Source organism: Acidovorax facilis, assembly GCF_023913775.1.
In the GTDB taxonomy this organism is placed as follows: domain Bacteria; phylum Pseudomonadota; class Gammaproteobacteria; order Burkholderiales; family Burkholderiaceae_C; genus Acidovorax; species Acidovorax facilis.
The window spans coordinates 1-973 of record NZ_JAMXAX010000309.1; the positions used below are offsets into that span (position 1 = coordinate 1).

Annotated in this window: 1 protein-coding gene and 1 pseudogene; both read left to right on the top strand. The window is 67.3% G+C overall.

From position 1 onward, the window contains the following. A pseudogene (locus NFX52_RS30340) lies at positions 1-120 on the top strand (IS1595-like element ISAte2 family transposase); the annotation flags it as partial. Positions 121-367: 247 nt separating this feature from the next. Then, positions 368-973 (top strand): hypothetical protein (locus NFX52_RS30345; RefSeq protein WP_252636010.1); only part of this gene is annotated, 606 nt, incomplete at its 3' end.

Here is a 973-nt window from a genome sequence, read left to right on the forward strand (position 1 = left end):
TACCTCGATTCGTACCTGGGGTGGTTCAGGTTGTTAGACCGATCAGGCCCGATGGGTCCACAACCCGCCCTGGTGCTGGGTGCGGCCATGGGGAATCAAGACGTCACTAGCATTCGCTAGAAGAGCCTCAAATTGGCCTCTACCGCTTGAAGGATAAGCACTGATGGCTATAAAAATAGAAGCAAATGGCGCTGAGGCGCCAAAGCGCCAAAGCCCAAGCCCACCTACCACCCGCATTCAGAGCGGCTAACAAAGCTCAGCGAAGCGGCTCTGGCTAGGCGCTGCGTCGCAGGCAGTGCGCCTGGTACGACAAGACGCGGCAACGACGCCAGAAGAGTTTTGTGAGTCGCTCTAAAAGGAAACGCCCATGGACTGGCCCCAGATGCTGGATACCTTCGCCCGCATGCCCGCCGCCGAGCAGCAGGCCTGGTGGCGCATGGCCGCCGCGCTGCTGGCCGTGGTGGTAGCTCTGCTGTGGCTGGAGAGCCGCTACTTCAAGCCCAGCCGCCGCGTGGGCAGCTGGCTGGCGGTGCGCCTGGTGTCGGTGCTGGCCGCGCTGCTGGCGGTGGCGGCCGTGCTGCTGCCTGCGCGCGCCGTGGGCGGGCCCGCTGCGCTGGGCGTGTTTGTGCTAACGCTCTACACCCTGGGCCCCGTGGTGTGGTTTGGCGGCCATGTGCTGGCCGGGCGCTGGGTGCGGCCCGCACTCTCGCGCGCTGAAAGCCTGGTGCTGGGCATCACCGGCCTGGCCATCGCCGCCGTGCCCGTCTATGCCAGCCTGCTGGCGCAAAGCGCCCTGCAAACCGCCGCACACGACGTGGCCCAGCGCCGCGAGCTGCCCGCCACCAACCCCCCGCTGGCCCACACCGTGCAGCCCGTGCAGCGCTACCAGCTGCCCGGCGTGGGGCTCATCTACACCCAGTCACTGCTGGGCACCCCCAACACCCGCCTGCTGCGCGTGGAGCAGCGCGGCGGT